The 23,956-nt window shown below is 53.0% G+C and carries 28 protein-coding genes and 1 riboswitch; of the genes, 21 read left to right on the top strand and 7 right to left on the bottom strand.

Going from position 1 to position 23,956, the window contains the following annotated elements:
- The first annotated feature begins 31 nt into the window (after positions 1–31).
- Complete coding sequence (locus tag HGBM_RS25090) at positions 32–640, top strand: superoxide dismutase (RefSeq protein ID WP_019123835.1); 609 nt, start codon at positions 32–34, stop codon at positions 638–640.
- Between the two features lie 72 nt (positions 641–712).
- Here the strand turns inward: HGBM_RS25090 and HGBM_RS25085 are convergent, their stop codons facing one another.
- Positions 713–1,714 carry a metal-dependent hydrolase gene (locus HGBM_RS25085; protein ID WP_019123834.1) on the bottom strand — a complete coding sequence of 334 codons (1,002 nt, stop codon included), beginning with the start codon at positions 1,712–1,714 and terminating at the stop codon, positions 713–715.
- A 200-nt stretch (positions 1,715–1,914) separates the two neighbouring features.
- Between HGBM_RS25085 and HGBM_RS28550 the strand changes: the two genes are divergently transcribed.
- Positions 1,915–2,235: a hypothetical protein gene (locus HGBM_RS28550; protein WP_019123833.1), complete on the top strand. Its 321-nt coding sequence runs from the start codon at positions 1,915–1,917 to the stop codon at positions 2,233–2,235.
- Positions 2,228–3,343, top strand: a complete 1,116-nt coding sequence (mutY, locus tag HGBM_RS25075) for an A/G-specific adenine glycosylase (protein WP_019123832.1) — start codon at positions 2,228–2,230, stop codon at positions 3,341–3,343. Before HGBM_RS28550 ends, mutY begins: the two co-directional genes overlap by 8 nt.
- A 62-nt stretch (positions 3,344–3,405) precedes the next feature.
- On the opposite strand, the gene HGBM_RS30075 is transcribed toward mutY, so the two are convergent.
- On the bottom strand, positions 3,406–3,567 hold the full coding sequence (locus HGBM_RS30075; protein WP_019123831.1) for a YrzI family small protein: 162 nt from the start codon (positions 3,565–3,567) through the stop codon (positions 3,406–3,408).
- Between the two features lie 788 nt (positions 3,568–4,355).
- Between HGBM_RS30075 and HGBM_RS25065 the strand changes: the two genes are divergently transcribed.
- The 4 genes from HGBM_RS25065 (at position 4,356) to HGBM_RS25050 (ending at position 8,604) form a co-directional block, all read left to right on the top strand.
- A complete protein-coding gene (locus HGBM_RS25065) occupies positions 4,356–4,769 on the top strand; it encodes a GNAT family N-acetyltransferase (RefSeq protein ID WP_019123830.1) in 414 nt (137 codons plus the stop codon).
- A gap of 53 nt (positions 4,770–4,822) precedes the next feature.
- Positions 4,823–5,359, top strand: coding sequence for a DUF402 domain-containing protein (locus tag HGBM_RS25060; protein WP_019123829.1), 537 nt, complete (start codon positions 4,823–4,825; stop codon positions 5,357–5,359).
- A 108-nt stretch (positions 5,360–5,467) separates the two neighbouring features.
- Positions 5,468–7,270, top strand: a complete 1,803-nt coding sequence (locus tag HGBM_RS25055; RefSeq protein WP_019123828.1) for an ABC transporter ATP-binding protein — start codon at positions 5,468–5,470, stop codon at positions 7,268–7,270.
- Between the two features lie 122 nt (positions 7,271–7,392).
- Complete coding sequence (locus HGBM_RS25050; protein WP_019123827.1) at positions 7,393–8,604, top strand: MFS transporter; 1,212 nt, start codon at positions 7,393–7,395, stop codon at positions 8,602–8,604.
- 67 nt (positions 8,605–8,671) lie between these two features.
- Here HGBM_RS25050 and HGBM_RS25045 read toward each other — a convergent pair whose 3' ends face one another.
- The 3 genes from HGBM_RS25045 to HGBM_RS25035 all read right to left on the bottom strand — a co-directional run bounded on the left by HGBM_RS25045 (position 8,672) and on the right by HGBM_RS25035 (position 11,066).
- On the bottom strand, positions 8,672–9,355 hold the full coding sequence (locus HGBM_RS25045; protein ID WP_019123826.1) for a zinc metallopeptidase: 684 nt from the start codon (positions 9,353–9,355) through the stop codon (positions 8,672–8,674).
- A 207-nt stretch (positions 9,356–9,562) separates the two neighbouring features.
- Positions 9,563–9,703, bottom strand: coding sequence for a hypothetical protein (locus tag HGBM_RS31170; RefSeq protein WP_019123825.1), 141 nt, complete (start codon positions 9,701–9,703; stop codon positions 9,563–9,565).
- A 67-nt stretch (positions 9,704–9,770) separates the two neighbouring features.
- On the bottom strand, positions 9,771–11,066 hold the full coding sequence (locus HGBM_RS25035) for a glutamate-1-semialdehyde 2,1-aminomutase (protein WP_026074646.1): 1,296 nt from the start codon (positions 11,064–11,066) through the stop codon (positions 9,771–9,773).
- Between HGBM_RS25035 and HGBM_RS31375 the strand changes: the two genes are divergently transcribed.
- The 6 genes from HGBM_RS31375 to HGBM_RS25010 all read left to right on the top strand — a co-directional run bounded on the left by HGBM_RS31375 (position 11,037) and on the right by HGBM_RS25010 (position 15,163).
- Positions 11,037–11,396, top strand: coding sequence for a hypothetical protein (locus tag HGBM_RS31375; RefSeq protein WP_019123823.1), 360 nt, complete (start codon positions 11,037–11,039; stop codon positions 11,394–11,396). The two genes, HGBM_RS25035 and HGBM_RS31375, sit on opposite strands and share 30 nt — an antisense overlap.
- Before the next feature lie 130 nt (positions 11,397–11,526).
- Entirely contained in the window at positions 11,527–12,537 is a 1,011-nt protein-coding gene (locus HGBM_RS25025) for an ABC transporter ATP-binding protein (protein WP_019123822.1), read from the top strand.
- Positions 12,530–13,324: an ABC transporter permease gene (locus HGBM_RS25020; RefSeq protein ID WP_019123821.1), complete on the top strand. Its 795-nt coding sequence runs from the start codon at positions 12,530–12,532 to the stop codon at positions 13,322–13,324. Before HGBM_RS25025 ends, HGBM_RS25020 begins: the two co-directional genes overlap by 8 nt.
- 2 nt (positions 13,325–13,326) lie before the next feature.
- Complete coding sequence (locus HGBM_RS25015) at positions 13,327–14,115, top strand: ABC transporter permease (protein WP_019123820.1); 789 nt, start codon at positions 13,327–13,329, stop codon at positions 14,113–14,115.
- Positions 14,116–14,183: 68 nt separating this feature from the next.
- Positions 14,184–14,331, top strand: a riboswitch (FMN riboswitch).
- A gap of 32 nt (positions 14,332–14,363) precedes the next feature.
- Positions 14,364–14,594, top strand: coding sequence for a hypothetical protein (locus tag HGBM_RS30900; RefSeq protein ID WP_019123819.1), 231 nt, complete (start codon positions 14,364–14,366; stop codon positions 14,592–14,594).
- The gene (locus HGBM_RS25010; protein WP_019123818.1) at positions 14,561–15,163 is read left to right on the top strand and encodes an ECF transporter S component; all 603 of its coding nucleotides are present in this window, start codon (positions 14,561–14,563) and stop codon (positions 15,161–15,163) included. Before HGBM_RS30900 ends, HGBM_RS25010 begins: the two co-directional genes overlap by 34 nt.
- Positions 15,164–15,220: 57 nt before the next feature.
- Here HGBM_RS25010 and HGBM_RS25005 read toward each other — a convergent pair whose 3' ends face one another.
- Entirely contained in the window at positions 15,221–15,850 is a 630-nt protein-coding gene (locus HGBM_RS25005) for a winged helix-turn-helix domain-containing protein (RefSeq protein ID WP_019123817.1), read from the bottom strand.
- Between the two features lie 201 nt (positions 15,851–16,051).
- Between HGBM_RS25005 and bcp the strand changes: the two genes are divergently transcribed.
- The 7 genes from bcp (at position 16,052) to HGBM_RS24970 (ending at position 22,276) form a co-directional block, all read left to right on the top strand.
- Positions 16,052–16,519, top strand: coding sequence for a thioredoxin-dependent thiol peroxidase (gene bcp / locus HGBM_RS25000; protein WP_019123816.1), 468 nt, complete (start codon positions 16,052–16,054; stop codon positions 16,517–16,519).
- 30 nt (positions 16,520–16,549) lie between these two features.
- The gene (locus HGBM_RS24995) at positions 16,550–17,602 is read left to right on the top strand and encodes a M42 family metallopeptidase (protein WP_019123815.1); all 1,053 of its coding nucleotides are present in this window, start codon (positions 16,550–16,552) and stop codon (positions 17,600–17,602) included.
- Positions 17,603–17,613: 11 nt separating this feature from the next.
- On the top strand, positions 17,614–18,381 hold the full coding sequence (locus HGBM_RS24990) for a class I SAM-dependent methyltransferase (RefSeq protein ID WP_019123814.1): 768 nt from the start codon (positions 17,614–17,616) through the stop codon (positions 18,379–18,381).
- 35 nt (positions 18,382–18,416) lie between these two features.
- A complete protein-coding gene (locus HGBM_RS24985) occupies positions 18,417–18,965 on the top strand; it encodes a cob(I)yrinic acid a,c-diamide adenosyltransferase (RefSeq protein WP_019123813.1) in 549 nt (182 codons plus the stop codon).
- Positions 18,966–19,041: 76 nt separating this feature from the next.
- Complete coding sequence (gene nth / locus HGBM_RS24980; protein ID WP_019123812.1) at positions 19,042–19,773, top strand: endonuclease III; 732 nt, start codon at positions 19,042–19,044, stop codon at positions 19,771–19,773.
- A gap of 164 nt (positions 19,774–19,937) precedes the next feature.
- Positions 19,938–20,375 (top strand): peroxide-responsive transcriptional repressor PerR, encoded by a 438-nt coding sequence (gene perR / locus HGBM_RS24975; RefSeq protein WP_019123811.1) that lies wholly within the window; start codon positions 19,938–19,940, stop codon positions 20,373–20,375.
- Positions 20,376–20,608: 233 nt separating this feature from the next.
- Entirely contained in the window at positions 20,609–22,276 is a 1,668-nt protein-coding gene (locus HGBM_RS24970; RefSeq protein WP_019123810.1) for a glycosyl hydrolase family 18 protein, read from the top strand.
- Positions 22,277–22,389: 113 nt separating this feature from the next.
- On the opposite strand, the gene HGBM_RS24965 is transcribed toward HGBM_RS24970, so the two are convergent.
- Positions 22,390–22,737, bottom strand: coding sequence for a DUF2614 family zinc ribbon-containing protein (locus tag HGBM_RS24965; protein ID WP_019123809.1), 348 nt, complete (start codon positions 22,735–22,737; stop codon positions 22,390–22,392).
- A gap of 145 nt (positions 22,738–22,882) precedes the next feature.
- Between HGBM_RS24965 and HGBM_RS28540 the strand changes: the two genes are divergently transcribed.
- Positions 22,883–23,749, top strand: a complete 867-nt coding sequence (locus HGBM_RS28540) for a nucleotidyltransferase-like protein (protein WP_019123808.1) — start codon at positions 22,883–22,885, stop codon at positions 23,747–23,749.
- Positions 23,750–23,956: the final 207 nt, after the last annotated feature.

Below are 23,956 nucleotides of genomic sequence, written 5' to 3'. Positions count from 1 at the left end.
ACCAATCTTACATACCAAGGAGGAGTTTATCATGGCGTACCAACTTCCTGCTCTGCCTTATGCATTCAATGCATTGGAACCGCATTTTGACGCGCTGACCATGGAAATTCACCATGATCGCCACCACGCTACCTACGTAAACAACCTGAACGCAGCACTTGAGGGACACGCTGATCTTCAGTCCAAGTCCGTCGAAGAGCTGATCAGCAACCTGGATGCTGTACCGGAGGCGATCCGTACAGCGGTTCGCAACAACGGAGGCGGCCATGCCAACCACTCCATGTTCTGGGAAATCCTCAGCCCAAATGGCGGCGGTGCTCCGACTGGCGCACTGGCTGATGCGATCAACAGCGCATTTGGCAGCTTCGACAACTTCAAATCCGAGTTTGCTAAAGCTGCTGCAGGCCGTTTTGGTTCCGGCTGGGCTTGGCTGGTCGTCGACAACGGCAAACTGGCGATCACGTCCACGCCAAACCAGGACAACCCGCTGATGGAAGGCAAAAAGCCGGTCATGGGTCTGGACGTATGGGAGCATGCTTATTACCTGAAGTATCAAAACAAGCGCCCTGACTACATCGCCGCTTTCTGGAACGTAGTGAACTGGGAAGAAGTAGGCAAGCGTTACGAGGCTGCCCGCTAAAAGACGAATGATATACACAAAACCCGCCCCTGAACTTTCAAGGGCGGGTTTTTAGCATTTTGCCTAAGGTTTTTAACCCAGTTGGATTTCCTTTTCCGGATCAAGCTTTTTCGCCAACTGCTCTTCGCCTCGATGGATCCAGCCGGTGAATGAGTCGCGAATCTGCCCCTCTTTATCCAGGTAGACACAAGCGACTAACATATAGTGGCTCCGCCCCAGGTTGCGGGCCCGGTAGCGCAGGTCGAACCACCTCACCTCGTAACCGAAGCTTTGTTCGCGCACTTCTACGTGGGCGAGTTTGGTAAAGGACAAAAACGATTTCACTTTTTTATCTGCCTTGGCTGCCCTTACCCATTCATTCTCCGGTTTGATCGTAAACGTGTCGAGGATGATCGATTCGGTTCCGTGCACTTCCCCGACATACCAACGGGTGGCTGTCTTGACGACAAACGTCCACTGGTTCAGCGAAATGGTCGGGATGATGGTGTACTCACCCTCGACCTTCAGCGACCGGACCACAGCCTCGGTTGCCCGCTTGTGCATGCGGTAGCGGAGGTAGTAATACCCGGCGATCAGCAGGTAGATGTACATAAAGACTTGCCCGGGGTGGGCGCCGGCCATCCACAGCATAAAGCCGACCAGGTGGGAGCCGAAGATGAAAGGGTCAAAAATGAAGATCCAATTCAACGCTATCCATTTTTTGCTAAAAGGAGAAAGGCCCTGCGTGCCGTATGCATTAAACAGGTCGACGAATACATGCAGACAGACGGCCAAAAAGATCCAGGCCAACAGATGTCCCCAGTACACTTGGGTCATAAAGGATTGGATGAAAAGAAAGATGGCCGTGGTCCAAAGAAACAGGGCGGGTATGGAGTGGGATACACCCCGGTGATTGCGAATGTAGGCGGAACTCCCCAACAGGCGTGTCAGGCCGTCGAGATCTGGAGCCTGCGATCCGATTACGGTACCGAGCATGACGGCCTCAGCCAAACCGGGTGCAGTTGCGACGACGGGGTCAAGATGAGCCAGAGCGGCCAGACCGAATCCCATCGCAAAGTGTGTGGCGGTGTCCAAGCGGTGAGTCTCTCCTTTCATCCGAACGTAATGTGGGGATTATTTTTGCCGATTCACTTCTTATTATAACGATTCAGCGCCGAGAATTCCGCAGCTTTGCAAAAATTCGTTCCCCGCGCCTGTTTTTTGCAAAACCTGCTCTTGCCGCAAGAAGTTGAGGTGGTAAGATGAAAGGGAGCCAAACGGGGAGGTCGAGCGGCATGCTGACGATTTTCATTGAGTATAAAATAGTGGATGGGAAAAGGGAAGAGGCAATAGGAGGCATAGCCGAGTTGGAGCGGCAAACACAAAGCCGCGGCGGCATGAACTACCGCTGTTTTGAAGGATTTGACCAGCCTGGCTTGTTTGTCGAGATGTTCGAGGTGGCTGACGAGTCGGTCTATTACGATATCAAGCGATGGCGGACAGAGGGCGGACCGCTGGATCACTGCATCGCAGGAGGTTCCGCGAAAATACACGTCTGGGCCTTTCAACCGGCGGCAGCGAAACAACAGGAGGAGAAGCGAAGAGGCGATGGCTAGAAAAACGACAGGACGACCGGCAGTTAAGCTGCCTGATGAATTTCAGGTTTTTGGGTTTCACCGTGATTTACTCGCTTGGTACGACGGGCAAAAGCGCGATCTGCCTTGGCGCATCAACAACGATCCCTATCGCGTCTGGGTGTCGGAAATCATGCTGCAGCAGACACGGGTAGAGACAGTCAAACCGTACTACGAAAATTTTATGCAGCAATTCCCCAATGTGGAAGCCCTGGCAGAGGCGCCGGAAGACCAGGTGCTGAAGGCGTGGGAAGGGCTCGGTTACTACTCGCGGGCCCGCAACCTGCAGGCTGCCGCCCGTCAGGTGAAAGAGGAGTACGGCGGCTACGTCCCCGACACGATCGAGGAGATTTCCAGGTTAAAAGGAGTCGGCCCCTATACGGCCGGAGCTATTTTAAGCATTGCCTACGGGAAACCGGAACCTGCTGTCGACGGCAATGTCATGCGGGTCTTTTCACGCCTCTTGTACATGGAAGACGACATAGCCAAGCCTTCCACCCGAGTGATCTTCGAAGAGCTGGTGCGCCAGACGATTCCCGCTGACAGAGCAGGGGACTTTAACCAGGCGCTGATGGAATTGGGGGCATTGATCTGCCTGCCTCGCAATCCCCAGTGCCTCACCTGTCCGGTCTTCGACTACTGCCTGGCCCGCAGAGAAGGCGTTCAGGATCAACTCCCTGTCAAAGGAAAAGCGAAGCCTCCGCGGCCTATCCACTACCTGGTGGCTGTCGTGCGCCGGGGGGATGAACTGCTGATCAACAGGCGGCCTGAACAGGGGCTGCTCGCGGGAATGTGGGAATTTCCGATGGTGGAGGTCAAGCCCCGCCTGGACCCGGCCGACCTGCTGGAAGAACTGCTCGAAGACCGCTACGGGATCACGGCCAGCTATGGCGGAGAGCTGACCCGCGTCCAGCATACATTTTCCCATTTGCACTGGGAGCTGGACGTGTATCTGTACGAGTACGAAGCGGGCGTCGTCACCGCGGGTTCGGCCCGATTCGTGCCGCAGGATCAGCTTCAGGCGTACGCTTTTCCGGTCGCCCATAGTAAAATCATGCAAGCACTGGCCAAAAAAACGGCTGAGGAATAGCAACCGGCTCCCTGCATGGTGGGAGCCGGTTTTTTTGGTGAGGGCTTCAATTGAAGCTTTTCCTACAGTCTCGTACAGTATCCAGGGTATTCGGCAGCTTGGCGATGCCGCTTCGCTTCCAGCTCCGCGATCGCCTTTTCCTGCAAATAGGATTGCAGCTTCTCCTGGCAGCTTTTCCGTTTGCGCTCGATGACAATGGTAAAAAAGATCATTGAGATTCGCATGGAAAGCCTCCTCTCATGTAAAGGTCATTCGTCAGTCAGGTTCCGTCCAGCGATTTCACTCCTGTGAATCTCATCAGTTGGCGTCGGTGTCTTGGTCTCATCCTGCATTCCTCCTTCATTTTGTCAGGTGTAAAACTTATATAGAAAAAGGCCGCGGAACAGCAAAATCCTACGGCCTTCATCTAAAAAAGAGTATAAAAAACCGTAAGCAGCAACACGCCACCTACGGTTTAATATGTATTTCTGGAAATGAGAATGCCTTAAGAGCATTCACACCGGTCGGAGGAAGTGCCGCCATATGAAATTGGTCCGATCTGCTTGTTCATGTTCATATGTCGTTCCTCCCTTCAAAGTGTATATAAGATATAATATGGCAAAAAATTCCCTGTGTAAAGATTTTTTTAAAACAGAAGCTTTTTTTTCAGGCACGCCTGGTCCATCATGTCCAGGTGTGATTAAGGGGCATCCGGAATCTGCCGCCGCATTCATTCAAACGTGCATGATAGGCGGAGACTGTGTATAATGAGAGTTGCTATTTAATGACAACAGAGAAATACCGTACAGATAAACAGTAAAGCGTTGTTATTATGTGTCCAGGAAGGGGCTAAACTAAGGATGAAGACAGGCATTTTCCCACCGGGCCGAATTGCTGCAACGTTCGGCTGAGCGGACACTGGCCGGACGCTTTTCACACGTAACCCTGGCGAGCGCATTGATTTGCCGGCAGCAGACAAACTGTTTCTTGTGGTGTACAATAGAATGAGAAGCCAGCTAAGGAGGCCTTATTGATGCTGATCCGTTCATTTCGCCTCGGTGACTACGCTGCAATAACTCGTATTTGGCAAGAAACCGGCCTCAATGAGACTGAGTCGGAGACGTTTGACGCCCTTGCGAAACAGCTCGCTTGGGACAGCGAACTTGTGATGGTTGCTGAGCAAGATGGAGAAGTGGTGGGAGTCGTTGTCGGAACGATCGATGGAACGCACGCGTACTTTTACAGGCTTGCCGTCCGCCCGGACCTGCAGGGATCGGGGATTGGGCGACAACTGGTACAGGCGATCGAGACCCGGTTCCAACAGCGCGGAGTAAACAGGGTTCTGATCATGGTCAATCAAGAAAACCATAAGGTACTGCCGTTCTATCGCGCGCTTGGCTACGAAATGCAAAAATATGTTACACTTTCCAAAAAGCTCTCTTCGTGAGAAACTGGCGCGTTTCCTCACTATAGATAGAGAAGAGAAGAAAGGGGAGAGTCATGTCGCCAGCACCTGGAACAACGATCCGCATTGAAAGTTTTAAACACGATCATTCCTTTCATCGTTCATGGGATAAGACTACCTTGATCCATACGAGTGATGCGGTGCTTATCGGGGGCAACGACCGGGTAAAGGTAACAGAGTCGGACGGGCGTGAGTGGCGAACGCGCGAACCGGCAATATGTACATTTGGCCGGGGGCAGTGGTTTAATACGATCGCGATGATTCGCGACGATGGCATTTACTATTATTGCAACATCGGCTCCCCGTTTAGCTTAAAGGGAAATCTGCTCAGCTACATCGATTACGACTTGGATGTAAAAGTGTATCCTGACTTGACCTACTCGATACTCGACGAAGAAGAGTTTGCGCTTCACAGCCGCCAGATGAACTATCCGCCGCAAGTGACGGAGCGGGTGCGTCAGGCTGTTCAAGAGGTGATCGATTGGGTCCAAGCGAGGCGCGGTCCATTTCAAAACGGGTTCGTCGAACGGTGGTACGAGCGGTACTTGCTTGTACGCGTCGACGAAGGATAAATCCTTCTCCCGGAATTCCGGGGGAAGGATTTTTTCTTTGTGCGCGAGACAAAGCGGCAGGAAAGGTGTAAAATCGAATAATCGAGGCTTTGAAAGAGGAGGGATGGCATGAAGAGCATTAAGCGCTATCTGGCCTTTGTAAAGCCGTATTCCGGTAAGATTCTGCTGACGATTTTCATTGGAATCCTGAAGTTCGGAATACCGCTGCTCATGCCTTTGATCCTGAAATACGTCATTGATGACCTGCTTCCCAGCAATCTGTCAACGGATGAAAAACTCCGACAGTTGTTTTGGTTGATGGCTGCTGCGCTCTTCGTGTTTACGGTAGTTCGGGCTCCAGTGGAGTACTTGCGGCAGTACTATGCCCAGTGGGTGTCCAGCCGCATCCTTTACGATATCCGCAATCAATTGTTCTCCCATATCCAGCGCTTGTCGCTGAGCTACTACAATAACCATAAGGTTGGCGAAGTCATCTCCCGCGTCATTAACGACGTCGAGCAGACCAGGAGCTTTATCGAAACAGGGCTGATGAACATCTGGCTCGACTTGATCACGATCAGCTTAACCGTCGTGATCATGCTGTCCATGGACGTCCCGCTGACGCTCGTCGCGCTGATCGTGTTCCCGCTGTATGCATTTGCCGTAAAATTTTTCTACAAGCGGCTGCGCCAGCTGACCAGGGATCGTTCGGCGGCTTTGGCCCAGGTACAGAGCCATCTGCACGAGCGGGTCAGCGGAATCTCCATCATTCGCAGCTTCGCTTTGGAGAAGCATGAGGAAAAACAGTTTGACAAGCAGAACAAACATTACCTGAACAAGGCGTTGGCACAGACAAGCTGGAATGCTTACACTTTTTCGGCAGTCAATACGGTGACCGACATCACTCCGCTGCTCGTCATCGGTTATGCCGGTTATCATGTCATTGGCGGCGATCTGTCTGTCGGGACGCTGATTGCGTTTTATGCCTACCTGGAGCGCCTGTACACTCCGCTCAGGCGGCTCGTCAACTCATCTACGACCTTGACGCAAGCAACGGCGTCGATGGATCGAATGTTTGAGTTCATCGACGAAGAGTACGACATACAGGATCGCCCGAATGCCGGACTGCTTCCGGTCGATCCGGATACCGGCCGGATACGCGGGGAAATACGCTTTGAGGGTGTCTCGTTCCGCTACCGCGACGAGGGCGAGATGGTGCTAAAAGACATCAATCTGACCATCCGGCCCGGCCAGACAGTGGCACTGGTGGGCATGTCAGGGGGCGGAAAGTCATCGCTAATCAGCTTGCTGCCCCGTTTTTGGGATGTGACCGAAGGGCGGATTCTCATTGACGGGGTCGATATTCGCGACGTACAGCAGCAAAATCTGCGCAGCCACATCGGGATGGTCTTGCAAGACAACATCCTGTTCAGCGATTCCGCCCGGGCCAACATCCTGATGGGCCGGCCGGACGCTTCCGAAGAAGATGTGATAGCTGCGGCAAAGGCTGCCAACGCTCATGACTTCATTATGGATTTGCCGGATGGCTACGACACCGAATTGGGCGAGCGCGGCGTCAAACTCTCCGGAGGTCAGAAGCAGCGGATCGCGATTGCCCGCGTGTTTTTGAAAAATCCGGGAATCTTGATTCTCGATGAAGCCACATCTGCGCTTGACCTGGAGTCGGAGCACATGATCCAGGAGTCGCTGTCACACCTTGCCAAAGGGCGGACGACGATTATCGTCGCCCATCGGCTGTCGACGATTACCCACGCAGATGCCATCGTGGTATTGAAAGAAGGACAAATTGTGGAAATGGGAACACATGAAGAGTTGTTGGAGATGCAAGGTGCATACTATTCGCTGTGGAGTGTACAGGATTTTAACACGACGGCTCAGGAAACGCCGTTGGAAGAATACGAGCGCTGCTAGCAACTGGGCATGTACCGGCTGAATGGGGCCGATGCATGCCCGGAGCTGTTTTCCACTCTTGGGCTGCTGAGACACGACGGCAGCTTTTTGCATTTTGGTTGTTTTGATTGGAGGTGTGCCGGATGGAAATATGGAAGCGAAATTTATTTGTCATATCCTTTGCCCTCTGTATTGTCATGTCCGCGATGAGCATGGTGATGCCGTTTCTGCCCTTGTTTATCCAGTCGGAGCTCGGCGTGGAGGACCCGCATCAGGTAACCGCTTGGGCCGGCATCGTCTTCGGAGCCAATTTTCTCACAGCAAGCCTGATCTCTCCGCTGTGGGGCAATCTGGCTGACAAGTACGGCCGCAAAATCATGATTTTACGTTCCGGCTATTCGATGTCAGTGATCATTGCGCTGACCGGATTGGTTGGAAATGTTTGGCATCTCTTGGGATTGCGCCTCTTAAACGGCACTGTCGGAGGGATTATTCCCGCCGGGACGGCTTTGATCGCTTCGGCAACGCCCAAAGAGAAGGTAGGTTGGGCTCAGGGAGTTTTGCAGTCAAGTACCGTAGCGGGGACGATTATGGGGCCGCTGTTTGGCGGACTCTTGGCCGATATCATCGGTTACCGGCTGATTTTCGTCATCACTGGTGCATTGGTATTGCTCTCGACGATTTTGGTGACGGTCACCGTCAAGGAAAACTTTACGCCCCCGCCGGCTCGGAAGCAAACCAGTGTGCGCGAGGACGCCAAGCTGATCTTCTCGACTCAGCCGCTGCCAGCGCTGTTCCTGGTTACCGTCATGATTCAGTTTGCTCTCTTAAGCATCAACCCGGTGCTGCCGATGTACGTAAAAAGCTTGCTCGGGTCGCCTGAGCGGGTGTCGTTTTACGCCGGATTGGTCACGGCTGCGATGGGGGCGGCCAACGTCATCGCCTCGCCGCAGCTGGGGAAACTGGGGGATCGCTTTGGCTCGCAAAAAGTTTTGCTGTTCTGCCTGATCGCCTCGGCGCTGATCTTTATCCCGCAGGCCATGGTGACACAGGTGTGGCAGCTGGTGGCGCTGCGCTTCCTGCTGGGGATGTTTGTCGGGGGGCTGCTGCCGTCGGTCAACTCGCTTTTGCGCAAGGCGACGCCGACCCATATGACCAGCCGCGTCTTCGGATTCAATAACAGCTTTCTAGCCCTGGGAAGCATGCTCGGGCCGACGATTGGCGGGCTTTTAGCCGGTTACGTGAGCCTGAAGGGCGTGTTCTTGATGACGGGCCTGTTGCTTTTGATCAGCTCCGGTTGGGTGGCGTACAGCTTGTGGCGAAAGCCGCTGTCCCGCGGCGTCAGTCCGAAGTAAGCTGTAGGCACAATACAAAAGGAAAGGCCCGTACCCATGAGCGGGCCGAGCCGGTCAAACCTTTCTGTTATTCATCCCTCGAGTTGGCGAAAATCATCACGAACTTCAGCAGCTGCAATACGGAGATCAATGCTGCTGCTACGTACGTGAGCGCCGCGGCGTTTAACACTTTGCCGACACCCTCTTCTTCAGCGTTGCGGATAAAGCCCATCTGTACCATCAGCGTCCGCGCCCGGCTGCTGGCGTTAAATTCCACCGGCAGCGTGATGAGCTGGAAGGCGACTGCGGCACTAAAGAAGATAATGCCGAGCAGCACCAGATTCATCCAGTGCATCAAAAATCCGGCGATCAACAGGATGGGAGCCACGCCCGAGGCAAAATTGACCACGGGGAAGATGTAGTGTCTGGCCACCAGCATCGGGTATGCCACTTTGTGCTGGATCGCGTGACCCACCTCGTGGCAGGCGACCGATACGGCAGAAATGGAACTGCCGGAGAATACCGGATCTGACAGGCGAACCGTCTTGGAAATCGGATCGTAGTGGTCTGTCAGCGTACCGGGGATATGCTCGATCGGAATGTGGCCGAGACCGTTCGCATCCAGCATCCTGCGGGCCGCTTCGGCGCCGGTCAGGCCGGTCGATACGGGGACCTCGGCAAACCGGTTAAACGTCGAATTGACCCGAAATTGCGCCCAGAGCGAGAGCCCGAAGGCAATGAGAATCAGAAAGTCCATCGGGTGGAAAAACATACAAATCAACTCCTCGTCCTCAATCTATCTTGTATCCAGCATGAAATGGCAAACAAAAGTTCTCCGGGGTAGTCCCACACAATCAATAATACGCGAAAACAACATATAAGTTTCATCTTATTTGAAAGATTTTTTGTTCAACTTGTGAAAAGGAAAACAGGAGCACTCCCGTGTCGGGAAAGACTCCTGTTTCTTGATGCAGGCATCCTAACGGTCGTGCTGCTGCGTTTTGTGGTGCTCTGTCAAACGCGGGTGTTGAAACCCGACAACCTCCATCATTTTCGAACTCATCTTCGGATCCAAGGTCTTCTCTGGTGCTTGCGGATACGTTTTTTCGCCTTTGGACATGGGGTACCTCCCGCGACGCGTATTTGCGCTTGTGCGGCGTCATTGATAGTATGGCCGCAAGCGGCGGTTACCCTTGCTGTAATTTTTGGAACGAACGCTCCACGGCGGCGATCGTCGCTTGGATGTCCGCTTCGGTATGAGCCGTCGTGATGAACCACGCCTCGTACTTGGAAGGGGCCAGACAGATGCCTTCGTCAAGCATCAGGCGGAAGAAGCGGGCAAAGAGTTCTCCGTCGGCATTTTGCGCCCCGTCGTAATCGATCACGGGCTGATCCGTGAAGTACACCGCCAGCGCTCCTTTGAGCCGATTGAGTTGAATCTCGACTCCGTATCGCTGGGCAGCAGCCCTGATCCCCTGCTCGAGCAGCCCGCCCAGCCGGTCCAGCTCCTCATATACGCCAGGCTGCCCCAGAACTTCCAGGCAGGCGATCCCGGCCAGGATAGAGGCAGGGTTGCCGGACATCGTTCCCGCTTGGTAAGCGGGCCCCAGCGGCGCTACCTGCTCCATAATCTCGCGCCGTCCGCCATAGGCGCCGATCGGCAGGCCGCCGCCGATGATTTTCCCTAATGCCGTCAGATCGGGTTCTACACCCAGCAGGTTTTGCGCTCCTCCGTAGCAGAAGCGGAATCCGGTGATGACTTCATCGTATACGACCAGCATGCCTGCTTCGTGGGCGATGCGGTTTACGGCCTCGAGAAAGCCGGGGCGGGGACTGACGATCCCGAAATTGCCGACGATCGGTTCCACCAGCACCGCTGCCGTTTCGCTGCCCCAGCGTTTGACCGCATCGGCAAAAGCTTCTGCGTCGTTAAACGGCACGGTGATCACTTCGTCGGCGATGCTCTGCGGGATGCCGGCGCTGTCCGGTATTCCCAGCGTCGACGGGCCGGAGCCGGCGGCAACGAGGACGAGGTCGGAGTGACCGTGGTAACAGCCGGCGAATTTCATGATCTTGGTTCGTCCGGTGTAGGCGCGGGCGACACGGATGCAGGTCATCACGGCTTCTGTGCCGGAATTGTTAAAGCGGATGCGCTCCATCGAGGGAATCGCTTCCCTGATCATCCGGGCAAACTGTATCTCCCACGGGGTGGGTGTGCCGTACAGTGTGCCGTTTTCCGCCGCCCGCGTGATCGCTTTTGTAATGTGCGGATGAGCGTGCCCGGTGATAATCGGGCCATACGCGGCCAGGTAATCTATGTAGCGGTTGCCGTCCACATCCCAGAAATAGGCGCCGTTTGCCTTTTCCATCACGACCGGGGCGCCGCCGCCCACTGCTTTAAACGAGCGGGACGGGCTGTTCACCCCGCCGACGATCACTTCCAAGGCCTCCTCATGCAGCCGGGCAGACCGTTCACGATTCATTTTGCATTCCCCATTTCCTTCAAAAAATTCATTCCTTATCATAACACACTTTGGCAGGGAGGGAGCGGTTCCCCGCAGGCGAAGGCATGGGCAATCGCTGCTTGGCAGGAAATCTTCCATTTTCGCGTAGTGCAGACGGAAGATAACGATTACAAACAGCAGGAAACGTACAAGATCGAAGCGAGCCAAGTCAAGGATGGCGGCAGTGTGACCAAGGAGTTGGAAAACTCTTCGGCCTGGCAGGACGGCGGCGTAACCTATGTATTACAGGGCGCGCTTGACCTGGAAGAAATGGAGAAGGCAGTCACTTCGATGAAATCGATCGGGTGAATAGCCGCCTGGGGTGCCGGGCGGTTGTTTTTTCTTTTTTTCCTGCACATTCAATTTTGCAGAAATGATCGTACTCATATACACTAGCTAATGGATTCACATAAAATCACACAGAAAAGGACGTGCAGTGATGATCAAAGTCAGCCAGCTGCAAAAGGTTTTTCGCATTCATCAGGCGCGATCCGGGTTAGCGGGAGCTTTTCGCGACTTGTTCAATCGCCAATATAAAACAGTAAAAGCAGTCGACGGCGTCTCCTTCCAGGTGGAAGAAGGCGAATTTTTTGCCCTGATCGGCGAGAATGGAGCGGGCAAATCGACGACCATCAAGATGATGACCGGGATCCTGACGCCGACGGATGGAGAAATCACCATCAACGGCTTCGTTCCGTACAAGCAGCGCGAGGATTACGTCAAGTCCATCGGCGTGGTCTTCGGCCAGCGCTCCCAACTGTGGTGGGACCTCTCGCCGACGGAGTCGTTTCGCCTGCTTCAGCGTGTGTACAAAGTAGAGGGGGAGGACGGGAAACGCTGGCTGGATCGCCTGGTTGAAGAGCTGGACATCGGCGGGTTTATCCACCAGCCTGTCCGCAAGCTCAGCCTGGGCCAGCGGATGCGCTGCGAGATCGCGGCATCCTTGATCCACAAGCCCAAACTGTTGTTTCTCGACGAGCCGACGGTGGGGCTGGATGTGCTGGTGAAACAGAAAATCCGGGAGTTTTTGCGCAACCTGAACGAGTCGGAGCGGACGACGATTCTGCTTACCACCCATGACGTGTCTGACATCGAGGCCCTGTGCAAGCGTGTGATCGTGATGGACCAGGGAAAACTGATTTTTGACGGCATGCTGAGCGATTTAAAGGAAAAGTGGGGCAACGGAACCGAGATCGCATTTCAATTCAAACAACGCATTCCCGTGGCGGAGCTTCGCGGCCTGCTTGGCGAGTATCCGTGCGAGCTGTTTGCGGAAAACGAATACGCTGTCCGGGTCAAGCTGCAGCGCAGCAGGGAAATGCTGCCGCTCGTGCTGTCTTCCGTCATGGCCTCTTATGAGGTAAGCGATGTGAAGGTGATGGAGTCGAGCACGGAGGACATCGTCCGCAATATTTACTCGGTCGACAGCGAGGTTGCGGTCAATGGCTAAATTGTATGCAGAACTGATTCGCATCCGCTTTTTGACGATGCTGGCGTACCGGGTGAACTACTACAGCGGGATCATCATTTACGGAATCAATATCGGGGCGTACTACTTTTTGTGGGGAGCGATCTACGGCGATCAGCAGAGCCTCGGAGGCATGACGGCGGAACAGATGACGGTATACGTCGCGATCGCCTGGATGTCGCGGGCGTTTTACTTTAACAACATCGACCAGGAGATCGCCCAGGAGGTCCGCGAAGGGAAAGTGGCCATCGAGCTGATCCGCCCCTACAACTACCTGTCGGTAAAACTGGCCCAGGCCCTTGGCGAAGGGATGTTTCGCATGCTGTTTTTTGCCGTTCCGGGCATGATTCTGGCCGGCTTGATTCTGCCGATTCACTTTCCGCCGACACTTGGGCACTGGGGCGTCTATTTGCTCAGCTTGATAATGGCCTTTATCATCAATACGCAGATTAACCTGCTGACGGGCATCCTGACCTTTTTCCTGTTTCGCAACGAGGGCATGATGCGGGCCAAACGGGTGGTTGTCGACCTTTTGTCGGGCCTGATTTTGCCGATCAGCTTTTTTCCCGTCTGGGCGCAGACCCTGATGGGCTTCCTGCCGTTTCAGGTGATCAACTACTATCCGAGCAAAATCTTTTCCGGCGCCATTGCCATGAGTGATGTGGCAGGTGTGCTCTGGCTGCAGTTCGCCTGGATCGCGATCCTGTACCTGCCGATTACCCTGTTGTGGCGCCGCGCACGACGCAACCTCGTGGTGCAAGGAGGTTAGTGATGAGACAGATCATCCGTTTGTTCAGCGATTACCTCAGCCAGTATTTCAAGACGCGCTTGGCGTATCGGGCCGACTTTGTGGGGGATTTTCTCTCCAACCTGGTCTCCGAGTTAATCAATCTGGTGTTTATCGTGGTCGTCTTTCAGCATGTCTCTTTGCTGAAGGATTGGAGCCGGGACGAAATCATCTTCATTTACGGCTATTTTCTTATCCCGTTTGCGCTGTTCTCCATGTTTTTCGGGTTTTGGGACTTTAACGAACGCTACATTATCCGCGGAGAAATGGACCGCATCCTTACCCGTCCGGTGCACAATCTGGCCCAGGTCTGCCTGGAATCCATGGCGCCCGATCGGATCTTCGGCGTCATCACCGGACTCTTGATCATGGGCTATGCTGCGATCCGTCTGCACTTGTCGTTCGCCTGGTACGACATCCCGCTGTTTATCCTGCTCGTCATCAGCAGCACGCTCGTCTATGCGGGGGTTTACACAGGCATCGCTGCGATCAGCTTTTTCTCTGATTCGCGGACCGGCATCTCGCCGATGATCTACAATATTCAAAACTATGGCCGCTACCCGGTCGATGTGTACAACAAGGCGATTCGCATTACGCTGACCTGGATTTTGCCCTTTGCGTTCGTCGGGACTTATCCGGCCGCCTACTTTTTGCGCAAGGAAATGTGGTACACCTATACCATGCTGACACCTGTGATCGGCGTCGTTTTCTTCGCGATCGGCTTGTCGGTGTGGAACTGGGGAGTAAAAAAATACCAGGGAGCAGGTTCGTAGACGGCAGCAGCACTCTCTTCCCTTGCCAAAAACTCGGCGGAGCCTTATAATGATTTTCGTATAACTAAACATTCCTTCGGGGCAGGGTGAAATTCCCGACCGGCGGTGATCACTCAGGTGTAAGCCCGCGAGCCCCTCGACCGCGGCAAGCGGCAGGGTGCAGGATCTGGTGCGAATCCAGGGCCGACAGTACAGTCTGGATGGGAGAAGGATGACGACAGTGCGTTCGTTGACGTGCTTGTTTTCTCGTGCGAATGGCATGGGAGCAGTGGGGCTGGCCTGGAAAGGCAGACCTTTGGCTTGCCGTGCAGTCGCAGTCAAGAGAGGTCGTGCGTGCCCTGGAGACGAATTTTTGTCTTCAGGGCTTTTTGCATTCGACAGTAGGCCGTCTGAACGATGCTGTTGCCATTCCTCAGAAGGAAAAAGACGATGAGGAGATGGTCGCATGCAGCAACAACAGCTTTATCCGCAGCAGATGATGCAGACCAAGCGGTTGGTCTTCATATCCTTGCTGTCCGCAGTCGCTTTTGTCTTGATGTACCTAGAGTTTCAAGTGCCTTTGTTTCCCTCTTTCCTGAAGCTGGACCTCAGCACGCTGCCCGGCTTGCTCGGCGGACTTGTGTTCGGACCGGCGGCCGGTCTGACAATTGAGTTGATCAAGAATGTTCTGCACCTTCTGTTAAAAAATACCGATGGGCTTTTGATCGGAGAACTGGCCAACTTTCTTGCAGGTTCCAGCTTTATTCTGGCTGCGGTCTGGGTGTACCGCAGGCGCGGCAGCAAAGCCGGGTTTGCCCTCGGATTGTCGCTGGGAACCCTGCTGATGACGGTCATCATGTCGGTTGCCAACTACTATCTGCTAATTCCCGCTTATGCCGTGCTCTACAACATGTCGGTACCCGACCTGCTTGCCAATTTCCACATGAACAGCTTATGGTCACTAATCATCTACGGGATTGCCCCGTTTAACGTAATAAAAGGGATCGTGATCGCGCTCATTGCCGCACCGATCATGATGAAGGTCATGCCGCACCTTCGGGCCAAATAAAAGGAAGGGGAGCAACCGCGATAGGCTTCTCCCCTTCCTTTTCATCTGTGACCGGCTTTACTTGACGGCTCTTTGCGGCTGGGACAGGTCCGCAAACTGCTTCTCTTCCGCCGGGTCGGCTGCCGCCAAAGGGAACAGGATGTTCAGGTACTTGAATTTGCGTCTGCCTTCCCCGCTCTTCAATTCCTTGTACTTGTCCAAAATTTGGCCGATTTCTGCGATGATCTGGTTGCGCTCTTCTTTGGTTAAATAAAGCTCGCCTACGTCAAAGGCAAAGGTGTCGGAATACTCCTTGCGCACGTCAACATCGCTTGCGACGAAACGATTGATCGTCCTCAGCAAGTCTTTTTCCGTCGTGCGGATCGGTGAGAGCATCACATCACCCAGCTGCTGCGCGTTCTCTTCAATCATGACCCGCAGGTTTACCTGTATGACTTTCGCTACTGGCTGGTAGTATTTTTCAATAATCGACCCTTTTATCCTGGTGTCCACCTGTTCGAGCAGACCCACACGCAGCAGTTCTTTTACATGGTAGTGGAGCCTGGCGGCGTTCTCCCCCAGTTCCGTAGCAATTTGCTTGGCTGTCCGTGGTTCTAAATCTTCGAACAGCTCCAGGATCTTGACTCGCTCCGGGATCGCCAGCGACTTGAGGGCTTCCGGATCCGACACGTATAAAAACTCTTTCACGTATTCATTCACCATCCGTTTTACGCACAGTTGTTAAGAAGTGCTTATTTTTTAAATTCGTTTACATTTTTTTATTTTTCATTGTACCCTTTTAAACGGGTAAAGCGCAATGAAGAAGTTGAGAACATCCGGCTTACTTTCGAGACAGACAAACTTTTGTTAAAATAAGACAACAACGTTATGCGAAGGAAGGGATTGTACATGATTACAGTGGGACAAGAGGCACCGGCTTTTACTCTGCCGGCAAGCAACGGCGAAATGATCTCGCTCGATTCCCTGCGGGGGAAAAACGTAGTGCTGTATTTCTATCCGAAGGACATGACGCCTGGCTGCACCACGGAGGCATGCGATTTCCGCGATTACCATCCAGAATTTGAAAAATTGGACACGGTCGTACTGGGAGTGAGCCCCGACGACCTCAAATCCCATGACAAGTTCATTGCCAAACATGATTTGCCGTTCTTGCTGCTGGCCGATACCGAACACGAGGTGGCGGAGGCTTACGGTGTGTGGACTTTGAAAAAAATGTACGGAAAAGAATACATGGGCATTGAACGAACCACGTTTCTTATCGACAGAGAGGGAAAGATCGCCAAGGTCTGGCCAAAGGTAAAAGTGGCGGAACACGTTCAGGAAGTGCTTCAATACATCAAAGAGCATCTGGGTTAAGACCCGGGTCGGCAGAGGGGGAATGATTCGATGAGTCTGTCCGTGGATTACATGATCGAAACGTTTGCCAAGCTCGCCCGGATTCCCAGTCCTTCAGGCAATACGGGCAAGGTGATGAAGTGGGTAGAGCAAGAGCTGGATAGTCTGGGTATAAGCTACAGCGTCACCAATAAAGGGGCGATTCTCGCTACGCTGCCGGGGAAGTGCGACGAGCGGCAGCGTCTGCTCTCCGCTCACGTGGACACACTGGGAGCGATGGTGAAGGAGATCAAGGCTAACGGCCGATTGCGATTGACGATGATTGGCGGGTTTGCCTGGAATGCCGTTGAGGGGGAGTACTGTGAGATCGAGACCGGCGAAGGTCGCGTCTACACCGGGACGATTTTGACTACCAAGGCATCCGTTCACGTGTACAGCAGAGAGGCTGGCAAAATGGAGCGCACAGAAGAAGTGATGGAGGTGCGTCTGGATGAGCGGGTGAACAGCAGGGAGGATGTACTGGCGCTGGGAATCCAGGTCGGGGACTTCGTCTCCTTCGATCCGAGGGTGACGGTCACGTCCAGCGGTTTTGTCAAGTCCCGCCATCTGGATGACAAGGCGAGCGTGGCGATTTTATTTGGCGTCATCGCCCATCTGCGTGAAGCGGGCATAGAGCTGCCTTTTACCACTCATTTCCTCATTAGCAATAATGAAGAGATTGGCTACGGCGGCAACGCCAGCATACCGGAGAAGACCGTCGAATACCTGGCTGTCGATATGGGAGCGATCGGGGAGGGGCAGGCTACCGACGAATACTGCGTCTCCATCTGCGCCAAAGACTCATCCGGCCCTTACCATTACGGCTTCCGCAAGCATTTGACCAAATTGGCCGAGGAAAACGGCATATACTACAAAGTGGACATTTACCCGTTTTACGGTTCTGATGCCAGCTCCGCGCTGCGGGCCGGTTTTGACATCGTCCACGGCTTGATCGGACCGGGGATAGATGCCTCCCATTCCCATGAGCGGACGCACCGGGATGCCTTCGAAAATACGGCCAAGCTGCTGCTGGCCTATCTTACGTCCACTGAATTGGTCGTGTGAGGGGGCAAATCATGAGTGTAAACAGCACGTATCGCTGGGCGGACTACTACGATGTGACCAACCGGGGCGTTACCGGAGATATTTCGTTTTACACCAAAATGGCTCAGCAGGCGGGCGGCGAAGTGCTTGAACTGGCCTGCGGCACCGGACGGGTGACGATTCCTTTGGCCCAGGCCGGAGTCAAGGTGACGGGGCTTGATCTGTCTGAAGAGATGCTGGCGAGGGCAAAACAGAAAGCCGAGAAGATGGCAGTAGCCGACCGCATTCATTTTATGCAGGGGGATATGCGCCAGTTTCAGCTGGAACGGCAATTTCCTTTGATCATCATCCCGTTTCGTTCATTTCTTCATCTGCTGCATATTCAGGAGCAGATGAAGGCGCTTGGCTGCATCCGGCGCCATCTGCAGCCTGGCGGAAAGTTTATCATGAACGTGTTTGTACCACGCATCTCAGACCTGTACGAGGAAAGCGAGAAAATGTCACTCAGAGGGATGTTTCCGCTCGATACGGGCGAGCAGATCGCCATGTGGGATTTTACCCGTTACGACCACTTTCAGCAGTTGTCTGAGGTGACGCGGACCTACGAACGGATCAATCAGGATGGCCAGGTTGTGGAAAAACTGGTGAGCAGGTTTACCCTTCGCTATATCTTTCCGGCAGAGCTGCATCATTTGCTTCGGTTGAATGGCTTTAGGGTCGTGCAGCGATACGGCTCTTTTGACCAGGCTCCGTTTGACAGGGGGAGTACGGAGCTGATCATCGTAGCGGAAGCTGTGTAATTTCCCGGAAAATAATTGAAAAGGGGAACGATGTCATGAGAATCTACACGAAGTCAGGAGATAAAGGCGAAACGTCACTTGTCCACGGTGTCAGAGTGCCGAAATACGCTGCCCGGGTTGAAGCTTACGGAACGTGTGACGAGGCCAACTCTACGATTGGCCTTGCCATGTCTTTCCTGCCGGAGGACGGGGAATGGAGCCAGTTTCGCCAGACGTTTCACGTGATTCAGACGAAGCTGTTCCACATCGGTGCCGAATTGGCGACACCACAGGGGAAAAAGGTAGGTTGGCCAATCGAGGAAGCGGACGTCACCTTTCTGGAACAAAAAATTGACGAGATGGATGGACAGTTGGAGACGCTGACCAATTTTATTTTGCCGGGAGGACATCCGGCTGCTTCTGCCCTGCACGTGGCCCGTACAGTCGTGCGCCGCGCGGAACGCCGTTCGATCCAGATTACCCAGCAAGAACCGGTTAATGGCATCGTGATTAAATACCTGAACAGATTATCTGATTTCTTGTTTGTGGCCGCACGCTGGGTCAACCATAAGCTGGGCAAACCAGAACTTCATTTGCATGAATGATTCCCATCGGCACGAGGGCAGCGAGGTTAGCCTGCCTCTCGTGTTTTTTGCTATTATAGGATGAGGGGGGAGATGAATGGCAATGAAACAGTCGGATTCGCCAGTAAAGGCAGCATCGGGCGGGCGGCGAAAGGTGCCTGTTGACAAGATTCTTGACACGCTTCACAATATGTACCCCGACGCCCATTGCGAGTTAAACTACACAACTCCGTTTGAGCTTTTGATTGCGACGATCCTTTCTGCACAGTGCACAGACAAGCGGGTCAATGAGATCACGGAACCGCTGTTTGCCAAGTACAATCAGCCTGAGCATTTTTTGCACCTGTCACAGAAAGAGATGGAGGAGCTCATAAAGGGGCTTGGTTTGTATAAAAATAAAAGTAAAAATATCTTGGAGACATGCCGGATTTTGTATGAAAAATACAAGGGTGAGGTGCCGCAAACCCATTCCGAACTGGAGGCCCTTCCCGGCGTCGGCAGAAAGACGGCCAATGTGGTGCTGTCTAACGCGTTTGGCGTGCCTGCGATTGCCGTTGATACACACGTCTTCAGGGTTGCCAACCGCCTTGGCCTGGCGAACAGTGACAACGTAGACGAGACGGAAAGACAGCTCATGAAGCGCATCCCCCGGGAAAAATGGTCAGATGCCCATCATTGGCTCATCTGGCACGGACGTCGGCTTTGTTCGGCTCGAAACCCGCAGTGCGGCTCTTGCCCGCTTCAGGAAGACTGCAAATTTGCCCGGACTGCGGCCAGAGAGCAGAAGAAGAAAGCCGTCAAAAAAGCAAAGGCTCCACAAAAAGGATAATATTTCCAATTAACTTTTCGTGGCAAGGGATATTGACACGACGGGTTGTAACGGCGTACACTTTTTATAACAATTCTTATTAAAAGATCGTTATTATCAAAGAATATATTACCCATCAATTACCAAGTAAGGGATTTTCTCTGGAAAGTGAGGTGCATGACGAGGTGACGGAACGGGTCGAAAAAGCCGTTGAAATTCTCAAGAATACAGGAGTTCGTATGACTCCGCAGCGTCATGCCATATTAGCGTACCTGCTTGAATCAATGAGCCATCCAACCGCCGATGAAATTTACAAGGCGCTGGAGGGCAGGTTTCCGAATATGAGTGTTGCTACGATTTACAACAACTTGAGAGTTTTTAAAGAAGCGGGGTTGGTTCGCGAATTGACCTATGGCGATTCGTCCAGCCGCTTCGATGCCAACACCCATGAAGAGCATTACCATGTGATCTGTTCGGAATGCGGCGCCATTCACGATTTTCATTTTCCTTATCTGAATGAGGTTGAGAATGCTGCTGCCAAGACCGCGGGATTTAAAGTGACGGGTCACCGCATGGAAGTGTACGGTATTTGCGAAAAGTGCCAGAAGGAAAAGTCTCATTAGAATGGGCAGATGCAGATAGCTCCGGTGTTCACCCGGGGTTATTTTTTTGTATGGAGTTACATTTTTTGTTTTTGTGCGTCTTAATAAGGAGAGGAAGAAAAGCGAGGGAGAATCGAGGGAATGTTGTTAAAAAGAAGCCCGGTAAACCAAAGGGGATTGAATAAGCAATGAATGCACCATTGCAAGTGCGATCCCGACCGAGACGAAGGAAAGCTCCGCTGAAGGCATTTGGAATGCTCCTGCTATTTGTTGGATTGGTGATTTTCAGTATTTTCGTGTGGCTGCAGCTTCCGTCAACACAAAGAGTCGCTCCGTATGACGGGCGGGAAAACGTCATCCTCTACCACGGAAAGGCTTATTCGCAGCCTTTTCAAATGGTTGACGATCAAGTTTTGCTGCCGTTTGACTTTATTCGGGAGAATGTGGATGACCATCTTTACTGGGACGAACCTTCCCAGTCGGTGATTGTTACGACGAAGGACAAGGTGCTGCGGATGGAGAGCGACAAGCTTGTGGCGTTTGTAAACCGCAAGCCGGTCGATTTGCGGGTTGGGGTGACGGAGATTGACGGCGTTCGATACATCCCGTTCGCCCCGCTGGAAAAACTGTACCCCTTTCGCTTGGAGTACATCGAATCAAATCATGTGCTGCTGGTTGAAAAAGCTGGCGATGCCATTCAGCAGGGGAAGATCTCCAGCGGGAAACAGACGGAGGTATTGCGTACCGGACCGTCAGTGAAGCAGCCGATCGTCGGCGAGGTGAATAACGGCGACGAAGTATTCATTCTGGGCGAGGAAGCGGGCTGGTACCGCCTTCAGACCAAGGACGGGCTGACAGGCTATATGCCCAAGGGGAAGGTGTCGCTTGCCGCGATCTATCAGGTGGACATATCCCAACCGGAGAAGAGCACACCTGATACAGCGTGGCGGCCAATGGGAAAAAAGGTTGCGATGGTCTGGGAACAGGTCGTCAACAAGACTCCCAACACGGCAAATATCGGACCGATGCCAGGTTTGCAAGTCGTTTCGCCTACCTGGTTTGAAGTGGTTGACGAGAAGGGCACATTGGCCAATAAGGCGGATCCGGCCTACGTAAAATGGGCACATGCACGGGGATACAAAGTGTGGGGACTGGTATCGAACGGGTTTAATCCCGACTATACAAAAGCCTTTTTGGCTGATTTTCGCCTGCGCGAGAAGTTGATCGTCCAGATCCTGCACTATGCGAATCTGTACGATTTGGACGGAATCAACCTGGATTTCGAGAATGTCTACCTTGACGAAAAAGAGCCGCTGGTTCAATTTGTCCGCGAGTTGACCCCGTATCTCCACGAGCAAGGCTTGACCGTTTCCATGGATGTCACCGTGAAGTCCACCAGTGAACGCTGGTCCATGTTTTACGACCGGCAGGCCCTGGGAAGTGTAGTCGATTACATCGTGATCATGGCTTATGACGAGCATGGCGGATCAAGCCCGGTTGCCGGTTCTGTCGCATCCTTCCCCTGGACCGAAAAAGGGCTCCAAGGGGTGTTGGAAGAGGTCCCCGCCGATAAGGTGATCCTCGCTGTCCCGTTTTACACTCGCCTGTGGAAAGAGACAAAGCAGGCTGACGGTTCGGTAAAAGTGACGTCAAAAGCACTCTCCATGTCTGGAGCGGAAAATTGGCTGAATGAGAAGAAACTGACTCCCGAGCTGGATGAACAAACAGGTCAGTATTTCGTCCAGTACGTCGATAAGACGGAGGGGGCGACTTACAAAATGTGGTTGGAAGGCGAGGATTCACTGCTGAAACGAATCGAACTGATCCACCGGTACAACCTTGCCGGATTGGCCGGCTGGCGCCGCGGGCTTGAAAAGGACGACACGTGGTCCAAAATCGATAAAAGTCTGCAGCGGCATTAACGTGAAAAAACCACCTGTTTTAAAGCTGCACCTCCAATTGTTAGATGCTGTCCAACTTTTGGGGTGCAGTTCATTTTTGATAAAGGACAGGTGGTTTTTTGTATACAGGGTGTTCACGCTTTGCTGGGGTGATCTTCGGCGGGCAGCAGAAGCGGTTGGCCGCAGAACATGCAGGCGTCTTCTTTGCCAAGCATTTTTGTGACTTTGCCGCAAGTGGGGCACTCCACCTGGGGAGTCGTCATAGAGACCATTCCGGAGATCATAAATAAAACAGTGCTTCCCATCATCAGGATAAAGCCGATCAATAGTGCGATCGTCAGCAGGATGTGTGCGAACAACTGGCCGCGGAAGCCCAAAAAGACAGCCAAGCTGGCAAACATCAAAACCATGCTGATTCCCATTCCCCAGTTGCCCCAGGTACGCAATCGCTTTATTTTACTGATTCGGTCAGTATTTTTCATGGGTTGGCTCCTCCTCATTCAGAAGACTACACCCCAGTATACCACAACTGGGCATCCGTGAAACGAGCTTCACAATGTTGCAGGCAGGAAACTGGCGGCACGCGTAGAATCTTTACCAATAATCACGAAGGCAGGGGGGGCATCGATGGACGCAAGTCTGCGTTTTTACCATGAGCGAATGATTCGCCAAGAGCACGTGCTGTCCGTATTGCTTGTTGCGCAGCGGGAAAATTCCAGTCTGGCAGTCTGCGATGCCGAACTATTGTATGTGATTATCCTCAACCGTCCGGAACCGCGCTGGGAAACCAGGCATCTTGTCCTGGATAATCGCAAAATTGTGGAGCATCGAGTCAGCCAATGGCAGGTTGAACAGTGGGCCGTCAACGGTACGGATGAGAGAATGGTTTCATGGATATGCAGCGCCCAAATCCTGTACGATACGCGGGGGTATATCGGCCGGATCAGAGACCGCTTGGCCCGTTACACCGAGCAAACACAGAAGCGGAGAGTATGTGAAGAGTACTCTCATCTGCTGGGGCATTATTTAGATGCAAAGGACTTTTGGCAGAACCGCTTGGAACTGGATGCATATCACTCTGTCCTCAAGGCCCTCGATCACTGGGCAAGGCTGGTCGCATGCGAAGCGGGAGAGCCGCCCGATCCCGCCTTATGGACTCAGGTAAAACGGCTTGAGCCTTCTGTCTACAAATTATACGAAGAGCTTATTGCCAGCCACGAGCCGCTGGAAAAACGCATTGAGCTGTTGCTGCTGCCAATCGAACTTCACGTCATGTCCCGAATGAAAAAATGCGTACTGTTTTTGCAGGAGATTTTGCAATCGAAAAATCGACCTTGGTCTTTCGAAGAACTGCGCCGGCATCCGGAGATCGAGGAAGCGGATATTAACCTGGGGCTTCTCCTGGACCGAATGGTAAAGAAATCGTTGGTTCGGGAAGTCATCATTAGACAGGATGGGGACGTCCTGGAAAAAGGGTATTTTCCGGCCGGATAAAAACAAAAAATACTATTGACTAAAGACAGGTAGACATGTTATATTAGCAAACGTCGCTTCTAAGACACGCGATAAAATCTCGGATGGTTTCTAGATCGACCGAAATAAAAAGAAAAAAATCCTTGACCATCTGGGCAAAACATGTTATATTAAAAAAGTCGCTGTTCCGGGCCGGAACGTCCGGGAAGATGGCGAAAATGCTCTTTG

It is taken from the genome of Brevibacillus massiliensis, from assembly GCF_000311785.1.
Lineage (GTDB): Bacteria > Bacillota > Bacilli > Brevibacillales > Brevibacillaceae > Brevibacillus_C > Brevibacillus_C massiliensis.
This window is presented reverse-complemented; position numbering and strand designations above follow the sequence as displayed.